This window comes from Aliiroseovarius sp. xm-d-517 (assembly GCF_013283135.1).
Taxonomy (GTDB): domain Bacteria; phylum Pseudomonadota; class Alphaproteobacteria; order Rhodobacterales; family Rhodobacteraceae; genus Aliiroseovarius; species Aliiroseovarius crassostreae.
In genome coordinates this window covers 741,407-756,298 of record NZ_WBXT01000001.1, presented here as the reverse complement: position 1 = coordinate 756,298, position 14,892 = coordinate 741,407, and the positions used below count along the sequence as shown (strand labels likewise).

The following is a 14,892-nucleotide window of genomic DNA, read 5'->3' as shown; positions in this document are numbered from 1 at the left end:
GATGGCTGACGAAGAATTTGAACTGGATCTGGATGATCTGGAACGCCGTATGGAAGGCGCCATTGGCGCGCTGAAATCTGAATTTGCATCGCTACGCACCGGGCGCGCGTCGGCCTCGATGCTGGATCCGATCATGGTGGATGCCTACGGCGCGCGCACTCCGCTGAACCAGATCGGCACCGTGAACGTGCCGGAGCCGCGGATGGTGACGGTGAATATCTGGGACAAATCTTTGGTAGGGAAAGCAGAAAAGGCGATCCGTGAAAGCGGTCTGGGCATCAATCCCCAGCTGAATGGCACGATCATCATGCTGCCGATCCCCGAGCTGAACGAAGAACGTCGCCGCGAACTGACCCGCGTGGCCGCCCAATATGCCGAAAGCGCCCGTGTCGCTGTGCGCAATGTGCGCCAGGACGGGATGCAGCAGCTGAAACGCGCCAAGGATGGGATGAGCGAAGACGATCACAAGATGTGGCATGATGAGGTCCAGGAACTGACCGACAAACATGTCAAAATGGTCGATAAGGCGCTGGAAACCAAGCAAGAAGAGATCATGCAGGTCTGATTTCAGACCTGTCAGGAGGGGCCGCGTGGGCAAGGATAAGACATCGCCGGAACATGTGGCCATCATCATGGATGGCAACGGCCGCTGGGCGCAAAAACGCGGCCAGCCGCGCCTTTTCGGCCATCGTGCCGGAGCCAAGCGGGTCCGCGAGATTGTGGAAACCTGCCCCGAATTTGGCGTCAAATACCTGACCATCTTTGCCTTTTCGACAGAGAACTGGAAACGCACCCAGTCGGAAGTATCCGGACTGATGAGCCTGTTTCGCCGTTACATCAAGAAAGAAGCCCGTGCGCTGCGTGATGAAGGCGTGCGGGTGCGCTTTATCGGGGACCGTGTGCGGCTCGATGAAAAGCTGCAAAAGCTGATGGACGAGTTGGAAGAACTCACCTGCGACAATGATCGTGTGCATTTGACCATCGCGCTGAATTACGGCGGCCGTGACGAAGTGGCCCGCGCCGTGAAACGTCTGGCGCAGGATGCCGCTTTGGGGCGGATCGATGCAGATCAGGTGGATGAACAAACGCTCGCAAAGTATTTGGATACTTGTGTTTTGCCGGATCCTGATCTGGTCATTCGAACCTCTGGTGAGGCGCGGATTTCCAATTTCCTTCTTTGGCAGTCGGCTTATGCGGAATATGAGTTTCTTGATACGCTCTGGCCGGATTTCAATGCCGAACTTTTTGGCCGGATCGTTACGCGCTTTGGCGGACGGGATCGCCGGTTCGGGGGCGTGGACACCGCAGCCGAATAACCGCTAACCGCAGGGCGATCCGGGGATCGACGCTGCCCAAGGACTGCTGATGATCAGCAGAAAAGGAACCGCATGTCAGATGTGAAAACCGGATCGAAATGGATGGATCTTGGCCCGCGCGCCGGTGCCGGGCTGTTGATGGCGCTGGTGGCCGGGACAGCGATCTGGATGGGAGGCGTTGTTTTCGTCACCCTGATCGCGGTGGTGATTGGCCTGTGCTTTTGGGAACTGATCCGGCTTTTGGACCCGACAAATGCATTGGTGCCAATTGGGGTCGGCGTTCTAGCGGCTTTTGCCGTCGAACTGGCCGGGTTGCGTTTGATGGCGTCCGGTGGCTTTGGCTGGACCTGGCTTGGCCTTCTGGTGGCACCGATGCTGGGGGCTTATCTGTTGCCGGACCGGCGCAATCTGGCACTGGGATACGGGTTTCTGATCATGCTGGCGGCATTGGGGTTTTTGCAATTGTCCCATGGCAAGCTGGTGATCTGGCTGGTGCTGGTGGTGATCGTGTCTGATATTGCAGGATATTTTGCGGGACGCATCCTTGGCGGGCCGAAATTCTGGCCCCGTGTCAGCCCCAAGAAAACCTGGTCAGGAACGGTGGCCGGATGGATTGGCGCCTCTTTGATTGGGCTTTTCTTTGCCTCCGAGGGAACGTCTCTTTACTGGATGATCGGTTCGGTTCTGGCCGCATTTGCCGGGCAGATGGGGGATGTGATTGAAAGCGCGATCAAGCGCCATGTGGGTGTCAAGGACAGCTCTAACCTGATCCCCGGCCATGGCGGTGTGCTGGATCGATTTGATGCCATGATTGGGGCAGCCGCCCTGATTTACGTTCTGTCGCTGGCCATGGCCGTTCCGGTGTTCGTGGCGGGGTGATCCATGCGCAGAATTTCAATCTTTGGAGCAACCGGTTCCATTGGCCAATCCACCATTGATCTTATTGCGCGTGAGCCAGAGGGGTATGACGTTGTTGCATTGACCGGGGGGCATAATGTGTCCCAACTGGCCCATGATGCGCGGCGTCTGAATGCGGATGTGGCGGTGACAGCCCATGAACGCAACCTGCCTGCCTTGCGTGACGCGCTGGCGGGGTCTGGCGTGGAAGCAGCGGCCGGGGCGGGTGCGATTGAAGAAGCGGCCTGTCGTCCGGCGGATTGGGTCATGTCGGCAATTGTCGGGGCTGCAGGACTTCTGCCCGGGCTGCGCGCGCTGGAAAACAGGGCGACGCTGGCATTGGCCAACAAGGAAAGCCTGGTTACCGCGGGGCCCCTGATCATGGCCACGGCACAGGCGCATCACACGCGGATCCTGCCGGTGGACAGTGAACATTCCGCCGTGTTTCAGGGCCTTGTCGGCGAAGATATGGACGCGGTTGAACGGATCATCATCACGGCCTCCGGCGGTGCATTCCGCGATTGGCCGCTTGAACGGCTTGCCTCAGCCACCTTGGCCGAAGCCTCCTCTCATCCCAATTGGGACATGGGACAACGGATCACAATCGACAGTGCTTCTATGTTCAATAAGGCGCTGGAAGTTATCGAAACAAAAGAGTTTTTCCAGATTGATCCGGAAAAGATCGAGGTGCTGGTTCATCCGCAATCCCTGGTCCACGCGCTGGTGGGGTTCAACGATGGCGCCCTGATGGCCCATCTGGGTGCGCCGGATATGCGTCATGCCATCGGTTACGCGCTGCATTGGCCCGAACGGCGGGACCTGCCGGTTGAGAGGCTGGATCTGGCCCGCGTGGCGACACTTGAATTCCGGGCGCCGGATGAAGTGCGATATCCGGCCTTGCGTCTGGCGCGCGAAGTGATGGCGGCCGGGGGGCTGACGGGCGCGGTGTTCAATGCGGCCAAGGAAGTGGCTCTGGACGGGTTCATCTCGGGCCAGGTCGGTTTCATGGAAATGGCGGGGTTGGTTGAAGAGGCGCTCTCTGACCTTTCTGGCGACAGAACACTGATCGGTGCGGCCATGACCCTTGATAATGTGCAGGCCGCTGACCAGATGTCCCGTATCAGGACGCAAGAGCTGATTGCCGCGCGCGCCTCTCGTCCCGTTACTACCGTGCTGGAAGGATAATCATGGATCTCATTTCACTCCTGCCGGATTTTGGCAATCTGGCCTTCACGGTGCTTGCGTTTGTGGTCGCTTTGACCATCATCGTGGCGGTGCACGAATATGGGCATTACATCGTTGGGCGCTGGTCCGGGATCAAGGCGGATGTGTTTTCCATCGGCATGGGGCCGGTGCTGTATTCGCGCGTGGACAAACATGGCACCAAATGGCAGGTCGCCGCTTATCCCATTGGCGGATATGTCAAATTTGCTGGGGACGCCAATGCGGCCTCCGGCGGTGCCGATGAAGAGGTTCTGGCAGAGCTTTCGCCAGAGGAGCGTCGCCACACCATGCCGGGGGCGCCGCTTTGGGCCCGCACCGCGACCGTTGCGGCCGGTCCGATCTTCAATTTCATCCTGTCGATCCTGCTGTTTGGCGGGATATTGATGTGGGTCGGGGTCGGCACGGATCCGCTGACCGTGGGCAAGGCAAAACCCTTGCCGGGCGTGGAAGATGTCTTGCAGCCCGGCGATGAGATTCTGTCCATCGCTGGGGCAGAGACACCCAAACTGTCGGAGTTTTACACCTTCGCCACTCAACTTCCCAACACGCCCGTTGTGGAATACCGCCTGAACCGGGATGGCAAGAAAGTTGTGGTCATAGGGCCACATCCTTTCCCGGCTCTGATCGGCTCGGTGACGCCGAAATCTGCGGCGATTGAGGCTGGTCTGCGTCGCGATGATCTGATCGAGACGGTTGACGGCAATCGGGTGGCAACATTTGAAGGGCTGCGCGATCTGGTGGTGAACGGGGAAGGTGCCCCTCTGACCCTGGGTATCTATCGTGACGGGGAGCGCCTTGAGGTGACACTGACACCCCGTCGTCAGGATCTTCCGCTGCCAGAGGGTGGATTTGAAACCCGTTGGTTGATCGGTGTCTCCCCAGGGCTGATTTTTGAACCGGCCACGCGCACGCCCGGTGTTCTGGAAAGCCTTGAGGGCGGGGTGGATCGGGTGATCTATATTATCCGTTCCAGCCTGTCTGGCCTGTGGCACATGATCTCTGGCAAGATTTCCAGCTGCAACCTGTCCGGCCCGATTGGTATTGCCCAGGTGTCAGGGCAGGCCGCGTCACAGGGGGTATCCAGCTTTATTGCCTTTATCGGGATGCTTTCAACCGCGGTTGGTCTGTTGAACCTGTTCCCGATCCCGGTGTTGGATGGCGGGCATCTGGTCTTTTTTGCTTATGAGGCCGTTACCCGGCGCAAACCCAGTGACAAGGTGATGAATATCCTTCTGATCATTGGTCTGTCGCTTGTTCTGTCGCTGATGGTGTTTGGGGTGACCAACGACCTGTTCTGCTAAGGTGGGCAGGTCAGAGGAGCGGGCAGGCGCGGAGCGATTGCCTTGAAAATGCCACATTCTGCCGAAAATTGCGCCACATTCCTGCGGTTAATCTCTTGTTACCGCCCGTAATGGGTGTTTGTTTCAGGAGAGTGAGATGGACCATATTCAAAACGGACTGCACAACGGCTATCGCGGCCTGTCCCTGCTGCTGGGATTGAATTTCGACCGTTTCCTAAGCGCGGGCGCCATCCTTGTCGCCCTGTCCCTTGCGTCGATCATGGTGAACCTGTTCCTGTAGGATCGCCTCCCTGAAAGGCGTGCGCCAAACTTTTGCTGCATGGCCTCAAGCTGAAACATATGTGAGCCCTTCAAAGCGCCCTCTTGCCGGGGCGCTTTTCCGTCTTTGACATGCTCCCGCCGACCCTTTATTCAAAATTGGAAATGGGATGTTTGAGCGGAAGCTAAGTTATGAATAATAAAGGCAGTCTGAAGTGCGGAACCCTGTGCAGCAAAGACAGGTTTTCAAGTTTTGCAAAACGCAGTTCAGTTGCGATTTTGCTGGGAATAACAGCAGCTTCCGGTGGGTATGTCACCCCGACCATCGCACAGGCCTATGCATTCAACACGGTTGAGATCGAAGGGGCGCAAAGGATCGAGGCCGCAACGATCCTGAATTATCTGGGAATCAACCGTGGTCAGACGGTCTCAGCGGCCGAGGTCAACGACGCCTATCAGCGTCTGATCGGGTCCGGTCTGTTCGAAAAGGTCGAGCTTTTGCCGCAAGGTAGCAAGCTGGTGGTCCGGGTTCAGGAATTTCCCACCGTCAACGTTGTCTCCGTCGAAGGTAACCGCCGCCTGAAAGATGAGATTTTCGAACCTCTTCTGAAAACGAAACCGCGTTATGTCTATAGCCCGAGCACCGCCGAACAGGATGCCCAGACCATTATTGAGATGTATCGGGCGCAGGGGCGGTTGGCCGCCACTGTCACTCCGCGCATCATTCGACGCGCCAACAATCGCGTGGATGTGGTTTTTGAAGTGACCGAAGGCAAACCGGTTGAGGTTGAACGCCTGTCCTTTGTGGGCAACCGTGTCTTTTCCGATGCGCGCCTGCGCCGCGTTCTGGAAACCAAACAGGCGGGTATCTTCCGTGCCCTGATCCGCGCGGATAGCTATATCCCGGAGCGCATTGAACTCGACAAGCAGGTGCTGACCGATTTCTATCGGTCGCGCGGATATGTCGATTTCAAGGTGCTGAATGCCAGCACCGAATTCGCGCGGGACCGTGACGCGTTCTTCATCACTTTTTCGGTGCAGGAAGGGCAGCAGTTCACGATCGGTAACATCACCACGACAACGGACCAGCCTGAGGTTGATGCGGACGAGTTTGCCGCCGCCTCCAAGCTGCGCTCGGGGGTGGTCTACTCTCCGCGCCTAATCGAAAACACGATTGCACGGATGGAGCGTCTGGCGCTTCGCAAGGGGCTCAACTTTATTCGCGTTGAACCGATTGTGACCCGAAACGAACGTGATTTGTCGCTGGATATCGAGTTCAACGTAACGCGCGGCCCGCGGATTGTGGTCGAACGCATTGATATCGAGGGCAACGCAACCACGCTTGACCGGGTGGTGCGCAGCCAGTTCCGTACGGTGGAAGGGGATCCGTTCAACCCGCGCGAAATTCGTGAGGGTGCCGAACGCATTCGTGCCCTTGGCTTCTTCACCAAGGCCGATGTGAAGACCCGGCCGGGATCTTCGCCTGATCGCGTTGTTGTGGATGTGGATGTGGAAGAAGGTCCCACCGGCAGCCTGAGCTTTGGCGGGGCTTACAGTCTGGAAAACGGTTTCGGCCTGAGCCTTGCCTATACGCAGCGCAATTTCCTAGGCCGTGGGCAATTCCTGAAACTTGGCCTGTCGACAGCAAAAAGCACCCGGAGCTTTACCTTCAACTTCTCCGAACCCCGGTTCCTGGGACGTGATCTGACCTTCGGCATTGACAGTCATTTCACCGAAGACACGACAAACAACTCTGATTTCAACAGCACGGAAATCCTGTTCCGCCCGTCGCTGAGCTTTCCGATCAGTGACAATGGTCGCCTTGGCGTCCGGGCGTTTGTCGAAGGCACCGAAATGTCGGAAGCAAGTTCAACCGGCGACAGTTCTCAGATCATCAAAAACGAAATTGCACGCGGAAATCAGATCGGATTTGGCGCGGGTCTGACCTATAGTTTCGACAGCCGTCGCACGGGTCTTAATCCCAACGCGGGCGTGCTCTTGCGCGCCAGCGCCGATATTGGCGGTTTGGGGTCGGATTATCAGTATATCAAGGCCGAGGCGCTTGCTCGTGCCCAGACCAAGGTTTTGAATGATCAGGTCACCTTGTCTGCCACTTTGGAAGGTGGGGCCCTTGCCGGGCTGGAAAGCGGCGGGGTGTCACGGTTTACGGATCGCTTCCATCTTGGCCCGTCCAAGTTGCGTGGTTTTGCCAGCAACGGATTGGGGCCGCGTGACCTTGGGGCAATCAACAAGGATGCGCTTGGCGGCAATTTCTACGCGGTGGCCCGGCTTGAAGCGGAGTTCCCGATTGGCTTGCCTGAAGAATACGGTATGACAGGCGGCTTGTTCCTGGATGCGGGCACCCTCTGGGGGCTGGATGATAATCTGGGAGGCGCGATCGACGACGATGCCCATCTGCGGTCCTCCATCGGGGCGTCGCTGTTTTGGAAAACACCGATTGGCCCGCTGCGCCTGAACTTCTCGCATGTTCTTGAAAAACAATCCTATGATGAAGAGAACAATTTCGAGCTTACCATCTCGTCCAGTTTCTGATCCGATGCGTATGGGGCGGACAAAACCGAGCGAGACCCGGCGCGCGCGTCAAGGTCTCACAGTGGGGACACCCGCCCGGACACTGGTCACAGCCCTTGGTGTGATGATGGGGATTGGCGCTGCGACAGGCCTTGCCATTGCGCAGGATAGCGGCGCGCCTGTTTCCCAACCTGCAACGGCTGCACCGCCCGCATCATCTGTTTCGGCGCAGGCCTCTCATATCCTGACAGTTGATCGCGACCGGCTGTTCACGCAGTCGGAATATGGGCGACGTATTTTGCAGGAACTGGAGGCGGAACGCGCGCGACTGGCTTCTGAGGCGCGCCGGGTGGATGACTCCCTCGCGGCAGAGGAAAAGCGCCTGACCGAGGAACGCGCGCGCCTCAGCCCAGAGGCGTTTCGTGCGCTGGCCGATGCGTTTGACGAAAAGGTCCAGGCCCTGCGGGCACAACGCCCTGAGCAGGAGCGCAGTTTCACCGAGCGGTTCGAACGTGAGCAACAGGCCTATTTCGACCGGATTGGCCCGATTTTGGGGGCTGTTGTGCGCGAGCGTGGTGGTGTTGTGATCGTGGATCGACGGGCAATCCTGTTGACGACGCAGAATATCGACATCACCGATCAGGCCATTGCATTGATCGACCGGCTGTTGGGCGATGGAACGGGGTCAAAAGGGCCTGCCGTCCCATCGCCCCCTGCCACGTCAGAAAGCGAAAACGGGACAGATACGGCATCCCCCCCGGAGGCTGACCCTGACGCAGGCGATGGCAATTGAGGCGGTCCCGGCTGTCGCTTTGCGCAATTGGTGTGATCTCGCTTCGGATTGGCGTTGTTTCACCGTCGCTGGCTTGGTAATCACAATATGAAAACAAACACTTTGGTTCCGGGCCGGATTGTGCCTGTCGGGACCAGTTGAAAAGGACATGACCATGGTTGATGTGCCCGCCACTGCTGATATTCAATTGATCCAAGAGTGCATTCCGCACCGCTATCCGTTCCTGCTGGTGGATCGGGTCGAAGATATCCGCAAGGGAGAGTTTGCCCGCGGGATCAAGATGGTCACCATGAACGAGCCGCATTTTCAGGGCCATTTTCCGGGCCTGCCGATCATGCCCGGCGTGACGATCATCGAAGCCATGGCACAGACATCAGCGGTGATGGTGTCCCTGTCGCTTGATCTGGTGGGGACCGGTGCCGTGGTATATTTCATGGGGATCGACAGTGCCAAATTCCGCCGCAAGGTGGTGCCGGGGGATGTTCTGACCCTGGATGTGACCACTGTGCGCGGTGGCGCCAAGGTCTGGAAATTTGACGGGGTTGCAAAAGTTGGCGATGAGATCGCCTGTCAGGCCACCTTCATGGCAATGATTGACGTGACTGGCGGAAAGGGCTGATCCATGGCGATTGACCCCTCCGCTCAGGTTCATGCCAGCGCGATCATCGAGGATGGCGCGGTCATCGGGCCGGATTGCCAGATTGGGCCGTTCTGCCATATTGGCCCGCAGGTTAAACTTGCCCAGGGAGTTGTCCTGAAGTCCCATATTGTCGTGACCGGGGACACGGAAATTGGCGATGAAACGGTCGTATTTCCTTTTTCGGTGATTGGTGAGATCCCACAGGACCTGAAATTCTCGGGCGAAGACACAAAGCTGATAATCGGCAAACGCAACCGGATCCGCGAACATGTGACCATGAACACTGGCACCGCAGGGGGTGGTTTTGTGACCCGGGTGGGGGATGACGGGCTCTTTATGGCAGGATGCCACGTCGCCCATGATGCCCAGATTGGCAATAATGTGATCCTTGTGAACAATGTGGCCGTGGCGGGCCATGTGGTGATCGAAGATGACGTGATTGTCGGGGGATTGTCCGGTTTGCACCAATGGGTGCGGATTGGTCGGGGCGCCATTATCGGGGCTTTGTCGATGGTGACCGCTGATGTCCTGCCTCATGCACTGGTGCAGGGGCCGCGGGGCGAATTGGATGGGCTCAACCTTGTGGGACTGAAACGTCGGGGGGTGGCGCGTGCCGATATCACGGCATTGCGCGCTGCGTTCCTGTCGCTCAAACAAGGGGAAGGCAGCTTTCAAGACCGCGCCCGACGCCTTGATGAAGAAACGGACAGCGCCTTTGTGCGCGAAATGACCCGCTTTATTCTGGGCGAAAGCGATCGCGGCTTTCTGACCCCGAAGTAAACCGTGCTGGCCGATCGTGAAACACCCGGTCGCCTTGCGATCATCGCCGGGGCAGGAGATCTGCCCCGCACCCTTCATGCGGCCAACCCACAAGCCCTGTTCGTGTCCTTGAAGGGGATAGATGTGATCCGTCCCGACGGGGGGGACCTGGCCGAAGCGTCTTATGAAAAACTGGGGGCTTTGTTCAGGCTTCTGCACCGGGCAGGGGTAAAGCGTGTCTGCTTTGCGGGCCATGTGTCACGCCCGAAACTCAACCCGCTGCGCATGGACATGACCACGCTGGCCCTGTTTCCGCGCCTGAAAGCGGTGCTGGGCAAAGGGGATGACACCGTGTTGCGGCTGGTGGCAGACGTCTTTGAAGAGCAGGGGTTTGAAGTTGTGTCCGCCTCAGATGTCTCCTCAGCCCTGACCGGGCAGGCCCAGAATGCCGGGCGCGAGATGAGCGCACAGGACCGCGCGGATGCGGACCGAGCCTTTGCGATCCTGCGCGCACTGGATCCGCTGGATGTGGCCCAATGTGCCGTTGTGGCAGGGGGGCAATGCCTGGGGATTGAAAGCATCCAGGGCACGGATGCGCTGTTGTCTTACGTGGCCGAGACACCGGAAAAGTTGAAACTCGGTGCCCCGGGGGTCTTTGTCAAACGGCCCAAAACCGGGCAGGACAGCCGCATGGATACACCCACAATTGGCCCCGAAACCGTGCGCAATGTGGCGCGGGCCGGGCTTGGCGGTATTGTGATCCCGGCCGGGCAGGTGCTGGTTCTGGATCAGCCGGAAGTGATCCGTCTGGTCGAGGAGCTTGACCTGTTTCTGGAGATGCGGAAAGGGGAGGCATGAAGGTCTTTCTGATAGCGGGGGAACCGTCTGGTGATCGCCTCGGGGCGGCACTTATGGCGGGTCTGAAAACCCTGTCCCCTGAGGTGTCGTTTGCCGGTGTCGGCGGCGTCGCCATGCAGGGGGAGGGGATGGTGTCGCAATTCGAGATGAGCGAATTGTCGGTCATGGGCATTTCCGAGGTTCTGCCCAAATATTTCCATCTGAAACGGCGCATTCGCGAAGTGGCGGCTGAGGTGCTGCGGCTCCGCCCCGATGTTCTGATCACCATCGACAGCCCGGATTTCTGTCTGCGTGTCGCCAAGATCGTCAAAAGCGAAGGCGGGGCCGAGATCCCGATCGTGCATTATGTGGCCCCGTCGGTCTGGGCCTGGCGGCCAAAACGGGCGGTAAAGATGGCGCGTCATGTGGACCATGTTCTGGCGCTGCTGCCGTTTGAGCCGAAATATATGCATGAGGCCGGCATGGGATGTGACTTTGTTGGCCATCCGGTTGTGGCCGAGCCACAGGCCACCGCCCATCAGGCGCAGGCCTTTCGGGATATTCACGATGTGGGCGACGGTCCGTTGCTGCTGGCACTGCCCGGGTCCCGCAAAGGTGAGATTGCCCGGGGGGCGGAACGTTTCGGGCAGGTTTTCGGAGAATTGGCGAAATCCCATCCGGGATTGAAAGTCGTTTTGCCAATGGCGCAGGGTGTGGTTGATCTGGTGCGGGCAGAGACGGCGAAATGGCCGGTGCAACCCATTCTGATTGCTCCTGAAGATCAGGATGCCAAGCGGGCTGCGTTTCGTGCGGCTGATCTGGCCCTTGCCACCTCTGGCACGGTGTCACTGGAACTTGCAGCCGCCGGCACACCGATGGTGATTGCCTATGAGATGAGCTGGCTCAGCCGGTTGGTGATTGGCAATCTTTTGTTGATCGACACGGTCACGCTGGTCAATCTGGTGTCCGAGACGCGTGCGGTGCCTGAATTTCTGGCCGAACATTGTCAGGTGGAAAATATCATTCCCGCGCTTGAGGAGGTGCTGACCCACCGCCAGTCGCAGGATTATGCGATGGATCTGACCATGGAGCGCCTGGGAAAAGGGGGCGAAGCGCCCGGGCTGCGCGCTGCACGTGCGGTTCTGGGCGTGGTGGAACAGGGCAGGGGATAACCCCGCCCTGCCAATCAGTTACTGCGGCTGGGCACCTTGGGTTTCGACACCTTCCACCAGAATCTCCTGAACACGCGGAATGATCATGGGCATTTTTTCCTGCACCATCTTCATGATCTGCGGCGTCTGAACTTCTGCAAGCTGTGGCAGTTTGGACATGGCAGAGCGGCCAAGGTCGGTTGCATAGAAATCCCGAAGCGCCTTGATTTCCTCAAAGGTAAATACATCCGCCATGACCTGAGCCTGCGCGCGCATGATCTCATACATGGGCTCGGTCATTTCATCTTGATAAATCCGGTCGATTTTTGCGATCTGCCCCTCATCAAGCGGGATGCCCTTGGATTGGATATCTGCCACCAGAGGTTTCCACATGGTCTGGATCATCGCGGACATGTCGATATCCTGCAGCGTGGCTTCGATATAGCCAGCAGCCAGGGCAACTTTCTGGGTGTGGGTCTCTCCTTCGGCATGTGCCGGGGCCAATGCCACAAAGGTGGTGAGCGTAAGGGCAAGGGCGGTTGTGGTCAGGCGCATGAAAATTCCTTTCGGGTTTGTTTGGCGGATCTTCCCCTCCTGCAAAGGAAAGGACAACGACATTGATCAAGTCATTTGGGGAAAATTGCTTTTGGGAGCTTAATCCATTTCGGGTTTGACCTGAAACAGGGGGACATCAGACCGCAGGCAGAGATGTCGGATAGGGGGGCTTTTCGGGAAAGGGACATATGGTACCCCTCCCCCGAAAAACAGTTAACCGCGCCAGATCCAACCGCCGCCGAAAATGCGGGGGCTGCCCATGTCGTAAAACACACAGGCCTGCCCGGGGCTGACCCCTTCTTCCGGTGTAAGAAGCTCAACCTCAGCTTCTGTTTCGGAAATCGGGCGGAGGATTGCCTCGCGCGGGGGGCGGGTTGAGCGGATCTTGACCCCCATATGCCATTCCTTCCGGCTGGTGAACGGCTCATCCCCCAGCCAGTTGATTTCGCGCACAGGGACAATCCGCGTGGCCAACAGGTCTTTTGGACCAACCACAACCTGCTTGGCCTCCACATCCAGCCTGACCACATAAAGCGGTTCAGACAAGCCGCCGATGCCCAGCCCGCGACGCTGGCCGATTGTATAGTGAATCACCCCGTGATGGTCGCCCAGAACCCGGCCATCCGCATGAACAATCTGGCCGGGCTCTGCGGCACCGGGGCGGAGTTTCTCGATCACCCCGGCATAGTTTCCTTCCGGCACAAAGCAGATGTCCTGACTGTCAGGTTTGTCAGCCACTTCCAGCCCGTATTTACGTGCAAGCGCCCGGGTTTCTTCTTTTGTTTTCAAATGCCCAAGGGGAAAGCGCAAATAGTCGAGCTGCTCTTGGGTGGTGGAAAACAGGAAATAGCTCTGATCGCGGTTGGGATCGGCGGCCGAATGCAGTTCGGGGCCACGTGGCCCCATTTTTCGCTGAATGTAATGCCCGGTTGCCATGCAATCAGCCCCCAGATCACGTGCCGTTTCCAGAAGGTCCTTGAATTTCACGCGCTCATTGCAGCGAATGCACGGCACCGGGGTGGCGCCGGCCAGATAACTGTCGGCAAACTCTTCGATTACGGCATCCTGAAAGATGTTTTCATAATCCAGCACGTAATGAGGGAAGCCCATACTTTCCGCCACATGGCGTGCGTCGTGAATGTCGATCCCGGCACAGCAGGCGCCTTTTTTCGCCAGCGCCGCGCCATGGTCATAAAGCTGAAGCGTGACGCCTACGACGTCATAGCCTTCGTCCGCCAGCTGGGCTGCGACAACCGAACTGTCCACGCCACCAGACATGGCCACAACCACACGGGTTTCTGCCGGGGGTTTGGCAAATCCCAGCGAGTTAACAGTGGCAGCCTTAACCAACGTGTCAGAAGTCATAACAGGTCCTTTCCAGAAGACCGCCAAAATATAGGAAAATTCGAAGGAACAACAAGAGGGGGCTTCACCACTCTTTAAACCTGTCAGGGCAAACTGCCCAGATATGTAGCCAATGGGAGCGAAAAAGGGAGCAATCATGTATCTCAAGAAAGTTGAGGGACCCCGATCTGTCACTTTGCCAGACGGAACCATCATGTCTCGGGCGGACCTGCCGTCTGCCAAAACGCGTCGCTGGGTGGCGAGCCGTAAGTCTGCAGTGGTCAAGGGGATCGCCTATGGGTTGATCGGGGAGGATGAAGCCATGAAGTTGTATGGCCTGTCAAAAGAGGAGCTTCAGGAGTGGCAGACCGCTCTAAAATCCCATGGAGAAGCAGCTTTACGGGTCACTGCATTGCAAAAATATAGACAACCCTGAGGGGAATTCGCTAAAAGTTCTTTTAGGGTAACGGGTGGTTAACCATTTCAGGCGATGTTGTTTGCAATCGGAAGTAATATCTAGCGGAGAACCCCGATATGCGTATTTTGCTGGTGGAAGATGACCCAACCACGTCTCGTAGCATTGAATTGATGCTGACCCATGCAAATCTGAATGTCTACTCGACCGATATGGGCGAAGAGGGCATCGATCTTGCGAAACTCTATGACTATGATCTCATTCTTCTGGATCTGGGATTGCCCGATATGAACGGACATGAGGTGCTGCGCCAGCTGCGCATGTCACGAATCGAAACGCCGATTCTGATCCTCTCTGGGGCCGATGATACCGAAAATAAGATTAAAGGTTTCGGTTTCGGGGCAGATGACTACATGACAAAACCGTTCCACCGGGAAGAACTGGTTGCACGCATTCATGCGATTATCCGTCGGTCAAAGGGCCACTCCCAGTCGGTTATCAAAACAGGTAAGATTGCAGTCAATCTCGACGCAAAAACCGTGGAAGTGGATGGGCGGACTGTTCATCTGACCGGGAAAGAATACCAGATGTTGGAACTTCTGTCGCTGCGCAAGGGCACGACGCTGACAAAAGAGATGTTCCTCAACCATCTTTATGGCGGCATGGATGAGCCGGAATTGAAAATCATTGATGTCTTCATCTGCAAACTTCGCAAGAAACTCGCCAATGCGACCGATGGCGACAACTATATCGAAACTGTCTGGGGACGTGGCTATGTTCTGCGCGATCCCGAGCCCGCAGAATTCGATGCGCAGATCGCCATGGGAGCGTAACGTTAAAGCTCTCTATACGTGGCCTGTTTCCGCAATC

At 57.6% G+C, this 14,892-nt stretch carries 16 protein-coding genes; 14 read left to right on the top strand and 2 right to left on the bottom strand.

Annotation, left to right across the window (positions count from 1 at the left end):
- The first annotated feature begins 1 nt into the window (after window position 1).
- From frr to lpxB, 12 genes are all read left to right on the top strand, one after another.
- A complete protein-coding gene (frr, locus tag XMD517_RS03560) occupies window positions 2-565 on the top strand; it encodes a ribosome recycling factor (protein WP_173487097.1) in 564 nt (187 codons plus the stop codon).
- 25 nt (window positions 566-590) lie between these two features.
- Complete coding sequence (locus XMD517_RS03555; RefSeq protein ID WP_368493359.1) at window positions 591-1,316, top strand: isoprenyl transferase; 726 nt, start codon at window positions 591-593, stop codon at window positions 1,314-1,316.
- 72 nt (window positions 1,317-1,388) lie between these two features.
- Complete coding sequence (locus XMD517_RS03550; RefSeq protein WP_173487099.1) at window positions 1,389-2,195, top strand: phosphatidate cytidylyltransferase; 807 nt, start codon at window positions 1,389-1,391, stop codon at window positions 2,193-2,195.
- A gap of 3 nt (window positions 2,196-2,198) precedes the next feature.
- Complete coding sequence (dxr, locus tag XMD517_RS03545; RefSeq protein ID WP_173487100.1) at window positions 2,199-3,398, top strand: 1-deoxy-D-xylulose-5-phosphate reductoisomerase; 1,200 nt, start codon at window positions 2,199-2,201, stop codon at window positions 3,396-3,398.
- Window positions 3,399-3,400: 2 nt separating this feature from the next.
- Window positions 3,401-4,738 carry an RIP metalloprotease RseP gene (rseP, locus tag XMD517_RS03540; protein WP_173488035.1) on the top strand — a complete coding sequence of 446 codons (1,338 nt, stop codon included), beginning with the start codon at window positions 3,401-3,403 and terminating at the stop codon, window positions 4,736-4,738.
- Between the two features lie 136 nt (window positions 4,739-4,874).
- Window positions 4,875-5,018 carry a hypothetical protein gene (locus tag XMD517_RS03535; protein ID WP_173487102.1) on the top strand — a complete coding sequence of 48 codons (144 nt, stop codon included), beginning with the start codon at window positions 4,875-4,877 and terminating at the stop codon, window positions 5,016-5,018.
- A gap of 170 nt (window positions 5,019-5,188) precedes the next feature.
- Window positions 5,189-7,549 carry an outer membrane protein assembly factor BamA gene (bamA, locus tag XMD517_RS03530; RefSeq protein ID WP_173487103.1) on the top strand — a complete coding sequence of 787 codons (2,361 nt, stop codon included), beginning with the start codon at window positions 5,189-5,191 and terminating at the stop codon, window positions 7,547-7,549.
- A 61-nt stretch (window positions 7,550-7,610) separates the two neighbouring features.
- Complete coding sequence (locus tag XMD517_RS03525; protein ID WP_173487104.1) at window positions 7,611-8,321, top strand: OmpH family outer membrane protein; 711 nt, start codon at window positions 7,611-7,613, stop codon at window positions 8,319-8,321.
- Between the two features lie 154 nt (window positions 8,322-8,475).
- On the top strand, window positions 8,476-8,940 hold the full coding sequence (gene fabZ, locus XMD517_RS03520; RefSeq protein ID WP_371732391.1) for a 3-hydroxyacyl-ACP dehydratase FabZ: 465 nt from the start codon (window positions 8,476-8,478) through the stop codon (window positions 8,938-8,940).
- A gap of 3 nt (window positions 8,941-8,943) precedes the next feature.
- Entirely contained in the window at window positions 8,944-9,741 is a 798-nt protein-coding gene (gene lpxA, locus XMD517_RS03515; RefSeq protein WP_173487106.1) for an acyl-ACP--UDP-N-acetylglucosamine O-acyltransferase, read from the top strand.
- 3 nt (window positions 9,742-9,744) lie between these two features.
- Window positions 9,745-10,578 carry an LpxI family protein gene (locus tag XMD517_RS03510; RefSeq protein ID WP_368493360.1) on the top strand — a complete coding sequence of 278 codons (834 nt, stop codon included), beginning with the start codon at window positions 9,745-9,747 and terminating at the stop codon, window positions 10,576-10,578.
- Entirely contained in the window at window positions 10,575-11,729 is a 1,155-nt protein-coding gene (gene lpxB, locus XMD517_RS03505) for a lipid-A-disaccharide synthase (RefSeq protein WP_173487107.1), read from the top strand. Before XMD517_RS03510 ends, lpxB begins: the two co-directional genes overlap by 4 nt.
- An 18-nt stretch (window positions 11,730-11,747) precedes the next feature.
- Here the strand turns inward: lpxB and XMD517_RS03500 are convergent, their stop codons facing one another.
- Together XMD517_RS03500 and mnmA are read right to left on the bottom strand one after the other, a co-directional pair.
- The gene (locus XMD517_RS03500) at window positions 11,748-12,263 is read right to left on the bottom strand and encodes a DUF2059 domain-containing protein (protein WP_173487108.1); all 516 of its coding nucleotides are present in this window, start codon (window positions 12,261-12,263) and stop codon (window positions 11,748-11,750) included.
- 213 nt (window positions 12,264-12,476) lie between these two features.
- Window positions 12,477-13,628: a tRNA 2-thiouridine(34) synthase MnmA gene (gene mnmA / locus XMD517_RS03495; protein WP_173487109.1), complete on the bottom strand. Its 1,152-nt coding sequence runs from the start codon at window positions 13,626-13,628 to the stop codon at window positions 12,477-12,479.
- A gap of 136 nt (window positions 13,629-13,764) precedes the next feature.
- Between mnmA and XMD517_RS03490 the strand changes: the two genes are divergently transcribed.
- Together XMD517_RS03490 and ctrA are read left to right on the top strand one after the other, a co-directional pair.
- Window positions 13,765-14,043, top strand: coding sequence for a DUF1153 domain-containing protein (locus XMD517_RS03490; protein WP_173487110.1), 279 nt, complete (start codon window positions 13,765-13,767; stop codon window positions 14,041-14,043).
- Window positions 14,044-14,141: 98 nt separating this feature from the next.
- The gene (gene ctrA / locus XMD517_RS03485) at window positions 14,142-14,855 is read left to right on the top strand and encodes a response regulator transcription factor CtrA (RefSeq protein ID WP_173487111.1); all 714 of its coding nucleotides are present in this window, start codon (window positions 14,142-14,144) and stop codon (window positions 14,853-14,855) included.
- Window positions 14,856-14,892: the final 37 nt, after the last annotated feature.

Bases quoted from the DNA above. Each gene is read 5' to 3' on its own strand.
- frr (WP_173487097.1), top strand. From the start codon at position 2: ATGGCTGACGAAGAATTTGAACTGGATCTGGATGATCTGGAACGCCGT.
- XMD517_RS03550 (WP_173487099.1), top strand. From the start codon at position 1,389: ATGTCAGATGTGAAAACCGGATCGAAATGGATGGATCTTGGCCCGCGC.
- dxr (WP_173487100.1), top strand. From the start codon at position 2,199: ATGCGCAGAATTTCAATCTTTGGAGCAACCGGTTCCATTGGCCAATCC.
- rseP (WP_173488035.1), top strand. From the start codon at position 3,401: ATGGATCTCATTTCACTCCTGCCGGATTTTGGCAATCTGGCCTTCACG.
- XMD517_RS03535 (WP_173487102.1), top strand. From the start codon at position 4,875: ATGGACCATATTCAAAACGGACTGCACAACGGCTATCGCGGCCTGTCC.
- bamA (WP_173487103.1), top strand. From the start codon at position 5,189: ATGAATAATAAAGGCAGTCTGAAGTGCGGAACCCTGTGCAGCAAAGAC.
- fabZ (WP_371732391.1), top strand. From the start codon at position 8,476: ATGGTTGATGTGCCCGCCACTGCTGATATTCAATTGATCCAAGAGTGC.
- lpxA (WP_173487106.1), top strand. From the start codon at position 8,944: ATGGCGATTGACCCCTCCGCTCAGGTTCATGCCAGCGCGATCATCGAG.
- lpxB (WP_173487107.1), top strand. From the start codon at position 10,575: ATGAAGGTCTTTCTGATAGCGGGGGAACCGTCTGGTGATCGCCTCGGG.
- XMD517_RS03500 (WP_173487108.1), bottom strand. From the start codon at position 12,263: ATGCGCCTGACCACAACCGCCCTTGCCCTTACGCTCACCACCTTTGTG.
- mnmA (WP_173487109.1), bottom strand. From the start codon at position 13,628: ATGACTTCTGACACGTTGGTTAAGGCTGCCACTGTTAACTCGCTGGGA.
- XMD517_RS03490 (WP_173487110.1), top strand. From the start codon at position 13,765: ATGTATCTCAAGAAAGTTGAGGGACCCCGATCTGTCACTTTGCCAGAC.
- ctrA (WP_173487111.1), top strand. From the start codon at position 14,142: ATGCGTATTTTGCTGGTGGAAGATGACCCAACCACGTCTCGTAGCATT.